The organism is Mycobacterium parascrofulaceum ATCC BAA-614, from assembly GCF_000164135.1.
Classification (GTDB): domain Bacteria; phylum Actinomycetota; class Actinomycetes; order Mycobacteriales; family Mycobacteriaceae; genus Mycobacterium; species Mycobacterium parascrofulaceum.
In genome coordinates this window covers 302,586-308,598 of sequence record NZ_GG770555.1, presented here as the reverse complement: position 1 = coordinate 308,598, position 6,013 = coordinate 302,586, and the positions used below count along the sequence as shown (strand labels likewise).

At 71.1% G+C, this 6,013-nt stretch carries 4 protein-coding genes; 1 reads left to right on the top strand and 3 read right to left on the bottom strand.

The features are described 5' to 3' along the window. A partial coding sequence (locus HMPREF0591_RS16955) for a DsbA family protein (protein ID WP_007169843.1) occupies positions 1-784 on the top strand: 784 nt, incomplete at its 5' end. 25 nt (positions 785-809) lie between these two features. Here the strand turns inward: HMPREF0591_RS16955 and HMPREF0591_RS16950 are convergent. From HMPREF0591_RS16950 to HMPREF0591_RS16940, 3 genes are read right to left on the bottom strand one after another with little or no spacing between them, the layout of a single operon-like run. Further along, positions 810-2,285 carry an MFS transporter gene (locus tag HMPREF0591_RS16950; protein ID WP_007169842.1) on the bottom strand — a complete coding sequence of 492 codons (1,476 nt, stop codon included), beginning with the start codon at positions 2,283-2,285 and terminating at the stop codon, positions 810-812. Positions 2,286-2,339: 54 nt separating this feature from the next. After that, positions 2,340-4,136, bottom strand: coding sequence for an N-acetylglutaminylglutamine synthetase (gene ngg, locus HMPREF0591_RS16945; protein WP_007169841.1), 1,797 nt, complete (start codon positions 4,134-4,136; stop codon positions 2,340-2,342). Beyond that, entirely contained in the window at positions 4,133-5,938 is a 1,806-nt protein-coding gene (locus HMPREF0591_RS16940) for an N-acetylglutaminylglutamine amidotransferase (RefSeq protein ID WP_040622994.1), read from the bottom strand. Before HMPREF0591_RS16940 ends, ngg begins: the two co-directional genes overlap by 4 nt. Positions 5,939-6,013 lie beyond the last annotated feature (75 nt).

Here is a 6,013-nt window from a genome sequence, read left to right as displayed (position 1 = left end):
GGGTCCGGTGCCCCAGCCGACGGGGTGGGCCCGACCCGCCTGGGCCCCCGGCACCGCCGCGGGGTGGGGCCCACCGCCGCGACCGGGCAGGAAACCCTGGCTGTGGGTCGGCGTCACCGGCGTCGCCCTGGCGGCCATCGTCGGCGTGGTCCTCGCCGTCGCGCGGCCGTGGGAGTCGTCGCCTCCGCCGGAGCCGACCAAGCCACCGCCGGCGCCGGACGCGGTCGCGCTGCGGGTCCTCGACGACGGCGTGTTCGTGGGCAGCTCGGCGGCGCCGCTGACGATCGACATCTTCAACGAACCCATCTGCCCGCCCTGCGGCAGCTTCATCCGGTCGAACGCGGGCGACATCGACACCGCGGTGAACAACAAGAAGCTCGCGGTGCGCTACCACCTCCTGGACTTCCTCGACGACAAGTCGCACAGCAAGACCTACTCGACCCGGGCGGTGGCGGCGTCGTACTGCGTTGCGGCGCAGAACGATCCGAAGCTCTACCTCGACTTCTACTCCGGCCTGTTCGCCAGCAGCTTCCAGCCGGCCGAGGACGCGCCGGAGGACCGCACCGACGGCGAGCTGGCCCAACTCGCCAAGAACGTCGGCGCGGACGCCGGCGTCATGACCTGCATCAAGTCGGGCGACGACGTCGGCACGGGCAAGGCGAAATCCGCGAACGGATACGCGACGCTGTCCGGGCTGGGCGCCAATTCCACACCGTTCGTGTGGGACGGCAACACGTCGGTGAACTATCAGGACCCGACCTGGCTGACCAGGCTCCTCGGGTAGCCGGGCTGCACACCTGGTGGGACGCCTACGGCTGATCGCGCCGGCCGGCCTCGGCGTCGTCCACCGTCAGGGGTAGGGCCAGCTCCTCGAGCGGGCGTCGTTCGGCGGCGATCCCGAGCCACAATTCGACCAGGCCGGCGATCGCCATGACCGCGGCGCCGATCAGGAACGACCACATCACCTGGCCGCGTTGCCCGGAATTGATCAGCTGCCCGAACAGCAACGGGCCGGAGATGCCGCCGATCGCCGTGCCGATCGCGTAGAAGAACGCGATCGCCAGCGCCCTGGTCTCCATCGGGAAGATCTCGCTGACCGTCAGGTAGGCGGCGCTCGCGCCCGCGGAGGCCAGGAAGAACGCGACCGCGAGCACGGCGATGAACGCCCAGACCCCGCCGGTCCGGGTGACGAACAGGACCGCGAGGATGACGGCCACCACCGCGGACCCGATGTAGGTGGCCGTGATCATCGGCTTGCGGCCGACGCTGTCGAACAGGTGGCCGAGCGCCAGCGGGCCGACGAAATTGCTGAGCGCCCACAGGATGAAGAACAGCGGCACCGTCCCCGACGGCACCCCGTAGAACCCGCTCAACAGCGTGCCCAGGTTGAACGTCACCCCGTTGTAGAGGAACGCCTGCCCGGTGAACAGCGCCAGCCCCAGGAACGCGCGGCGCGGATAGAGCTTGAACGCCACCCTGGCGATCTCCCGGAACGAGATCGTCTCGCGCTGCCGGATTCTCAGCTTGCGCCCGTGCGGCTCGGGCAGCGGCTCACCGGTTTCCTGCCGCACCGACTCCTCGATCTCGCCGACGACGCGCTCGGCCTCCTCGTCGCGCCCGTGGATGAACAACCAGCGCGGACTCTCGGGCACGTTGCGCCGGACGAGCAGGACGAAGATGCCGAAGATGGCGCCGACGCCGAACGCGAGCCGCCACCCGATGTTGGGGGCGAAATTGGACGTGTCGAGCAGGACAAGCGCGCCGCCCGCCCCCGCGGCCGAACCGAGCCAGTACGTCCCGTTGATGATCAGGTCGACGCGGCCGCGCACGCGGGCGGGGATCAGCTCGTCGATCGCCGAGTTGATCGCGGCGTATTCACCGCCGATGCCCGAGCCGGTGAAGAAGCGGGCGACGAAGAAATACCACGGCGCGAACGCGAACGCGGTCGCCACGGTGGCGACCAGGTACACCGCCAGGGTCAGCATGAACAGGTTGCGCCGACCGAACCGGTCCGTCAGGTGACCGAAGAACAGCGCGCCCAGGCAGGCGCCGGCGATGTAGAAGGCGGCGGCCATCCCGATCTGCGCGGCGTTGAGGTCGATGCCGCTGCCCTTCTCGGTGAGCCGGGCCGACACGTTGCCCACCATCGTGACCTCGAGCCCGTCCAGGATCCACACCCCGCCGAGGCCGACGACCACGCGCCAGTGGAACCGCGACCAGGGCAGCCTGTCCAGCCGCGCCGGCACATGGGTCTCGATGGTCCCGGTTTGCACGCTTCCGCTCATCTGGCTCCTATCCGAGTGCACAGGGGATTACCCCGGCGATGCGCGCGGCAAGCCTCAGCCACGGTCGGCGCGCGACTCCTCCGGAGTCCAGGCTTGCGGCTGGCCGGGGTGGCCGGGGAACAGGAAGTCGATGAAGGCGGCGGCGGTGGGCTGCGGTTCGTGGTTGGCCAGCCCCGGTCGCTCGTTGGCTTCGATGAAGGCGTAGTCGGCGCCGGTGACGTCGGGCACCAGCAGGTCGATCCCGGTCACGGGGATGCCGATCGCCTCGGCCGCCGTCACCGCGACGCGGCACAGTTCGGGGTTCACCACGGCGGTGACGTCGTGGATCGTGCCGCCCTGATGCAGGTTGGCGGTGCGCCGAACGCGCAGGCGGGTGCCCTGCGGCAGCACGTCGTCGAGGGTCCAGCCCGCCTCGGCGACCGTCGCCTCGGTGAGGTCGTCGAGCGGGATGCGGGACTCGCCGCCGGTGGCCGCCGAGCGCCGCCGGCTTTCGGCCGCGATCAGGTCCCGGATGCTGTGCTCCCCCGTGCCGATGATCTCCGGCGGCATCCGCAGCGCGGCCGCGACCACACGGCCGTCGATCACCACCAGCCGAAGGTCGTCGCCCTGCACCCGCTGCTCGATCAACACGTCCGGATATTGCTGGCGAGCGCGGGCCAGGGCGGCGGCCAGCTCGTCGGGACCGTTGTCGGCGGTCACGCCGACGGTGATGCCCTTGCCCTGCTCCCCACGGGTCGGTTTGACGACCACCTCCCCGACCTCGGTGAGGAAGTTGTAGTCCCCCTCGTCGAAGGTGGCCAGCCGGGCGCGCGGCACCGTGATGCCCGCCTCCGAGACCAGGCGCCGGGTCAGGCGCTTGTCGTCGCAGCGGCACATGGCGACCGCCGAGGTGTACTCGGACAGCGACTCGCGGGTGACGACGCTGCGGCCGCCGTGGGTGAGCCGCATCTCGCCGGTCTCGGCGTCGAGTACCTCGACCCAGATGCCGCGGCGCAGCGCCTCGTCGGCGATGATCCGGGCGTAGGGGTTCAGGTCGTCGACCGTCTCGGGCGGCGGGCTGAACAGCGGCTCGTTGATCGCGTTCTTGCGCTTGATCGCCAGCACCGGGACGCGGCGGAATCCGAGCTTCTCGTACAGGCCGATGGCGGCGGCGTTGTCGTGCGCGACCGACAGGTCCATGTAGGCGCGGCCCGCGTCGCGGAACCGCTCCGCCAGCGCCCGGGTCAGGGCCGCGCCGATCCCGGGCAGCCCGGCGGCCGGGTCGACGGCCAGGGTCCACAGGCTCGACCCCTGCTCCGGGTCGGAGAACAGCAGCTCGTGGTCCACCCCGGTGACGGTGCCCACCACCGCGCCGTCCGCGTCCCGCACCGCCAGCAGGTAGGTCACGGCCGGCACGTGCTGGTGGTTGTGCCAGATGACGTCGACGCCGGCCGGCACCATTCCGCAGCGCACGTAGACGCGGTTCATCGCGTCGGCGTCGACCGGGTCGTTGAGCGTGCGCACGGTGACGCCCAGCGGCGCGGGCGACAGGTCTTCGGCCTTCATCGAGTCGGTGAAGCGCAGCCGGTAGGTGTGGCTGGGGTCGATGAAGAGCTCGGTCGGCGCCTCGGCGACCACCACGTGGGACTCGCGGGCGTAGATGCAGATGTCCCGGCGCCCCGGGCCCTCCCGCCGCAGCGCCTCGACCAACTCGTGGGCGTCGGCGAAGGTCTGGCCGAAAATGAGCCGCCCCCAGCCCAGTTCGAGCTCGACGTCCTTGGCCATCGCCTCCACCAGCTCCGGCGGCGAGGCGTCGTGCAGGCCCATCGTGATCGCCTCGGTGTGGTCGCCGGGGGGATCGGTCACGGTCATGCCACCGGGCCCGTGATGCCGTGTCGCTGCAGCCAGAGCTCGAGCAGGGCGATCTGCCACAGCTCGTTGCCGCGCAGCGGCGTCAGCTTGCCGTTGGGGTCGGCCAGCAGGGCGTCGACCGCCTCGGTACGGAACAGGCCGCGTTCCTTGGCGACCGGCGCGTACAGCGCGTCGCGCACCATGTCGAGGTAGGGGCCCTCGAGGTGGGTCAGCGCGGGGACGGGGAAGTAGCCCTTGGGCCGGTCGATGACCTCCGACGGGATCACCCGGCGCGCGGCCTGCTTGAGGACGCCCTTGCCCTCGTGGGCGATCTTCAGCTCCGGCGGGCAGGTCGCCGCCAGCTCCACCAGCTCGTGATCGAGGAACGGCACCCGTCCCTCCAGGCCCCACGCCATGGTCATGTTGTCGACCCGCTTCACCGGGTCGTCCACCAGCATCACGGTGGTGTCCAGCCGCAGCGCGCGGTCGACGCCGGTCTGGGCGCCGGCGCGCGCGAAGTGCTCGCTGACGAAGCGCTCGCTGGGGTCCCCCGGGGCCAGGGCGCCCGGCCCCAGCAGGCCGGCCAGCTCCGCCGAATCCCGGTCGAAGAAGGCGCCGCGGTACTCGGCGACCGAGCCCTCCAGGGACGCCGCGGCCGGCGAGCCCATCGGCGGGTACCAGTGGTAGCCGGCGAACACCTCGTCGGCGCCCTGACCCGACTGCACCACCTTCACGTGGCGGGCCACCTCCTGGCTGAGCAGGTAGAAGGCGACGCAGTCGTGGCTGACCATCGGCTCGCTCATCGCGCCGATCGCCCCGTCGAGCGCGGGCAGCATCCGGTCGGTGCCGATGCGGATCTGGTGGTGGTCGGTGTCGAAGCGCTGGGCGATGATGTCGGACCACCGGAACTCGTCGCCCTCGACGCCGCCGGCGGATTCGAAACCGATGGAGAAGGTCATCAGCCCGTGCTGGCCCGCCTCGGCGAGCAGGCCGACGATCAGGCTGGAGTCGACGCCGCCCGACAGCAGGCAGCCGACCGGCACGTCGGCGACCAGCCGGCGCTTGACCGCGACGCGAAGCGCGTCGAGCACCGCCTCTTCCCAGTCGGTTTCCGACCAGCCCGCCCGGTCGGCGTGCCGGGTGAAGTCGGGGGTCCAGTACGTGGTGACGGTGCGCCGGCCGTCGGGCTCGATGGCGATCAGCGACGCCGGCGGCACCTTGCGGACGCCGCGCAGGATGGTCAGCGGCGCGGGCACCACCGAGTGGAACGTCATGTAGTGGTGCAGGGCGACCGGGTCGATGCGGGTGTCCACGCCGCCGCCGGCCAGCAGCGCCGGCAGGGCGGAGGCGAACCGGATCCGGTCGCCGTCCTCGGTCACGTACAGCGGCTTGATCCCGAGCCGGTCGCGGCCGAGCAGCACCCTGCCGCTGTCGCGTTCGACGATGGCGAAGGCGAACATGCCGTGCAGGTGGCCGACGAAGGCGTCACCCCAGCGGTGGTAGGCCTTGAGCAGGACCTCGGTGTCGCTGTGCGAGAAGAACCGGTAGCCGTGGCCGGTGAGTTCGCTGCGCAGCTCCTTGTAGTTGTAGATGCAGCCGTTGAAGGCGATGGCCAGGCCCAGCTCCGGGTCGACCATGGGCTGCGCGCCGGCCTCGCTCAGGTCGATGATCTTGAGGCGACGGTGACCGAGCGCGACCCGGCCCTGCGACCAGGCGCCGGACGCGTCGGGACCCCTTCGGGTCATCACGGCGGCCATCGCTGACACCGCTGCTACATCGGGGACCCGCCCGTCGAGCCGTACCTCCCCGGTGACTCCGCACACTCCTTGGACCATACCGAAGGCGGATGCGGCGCGCCCGTACGGCCACCGTGAAATCCATCGGCTCGCCGGGCGGAT

Bases quoted from the DNA above. Each gene is read 5' to 3' on its own strand.
- ngg (WP_007169841.1), bottom strand. From the start codon at position 4,136: ATGACCGTGACCGATCCCCCCGGCGACCACACCGAGGCGATCACGATG.
- HMPREF0591_RS16950 (WP_007169842.1), bottom strand. From the start codon at position 2,285: ATGAGCGGAAGCGTGCAAACCGGGACCATCGAGACCCATGTGCCGGCG.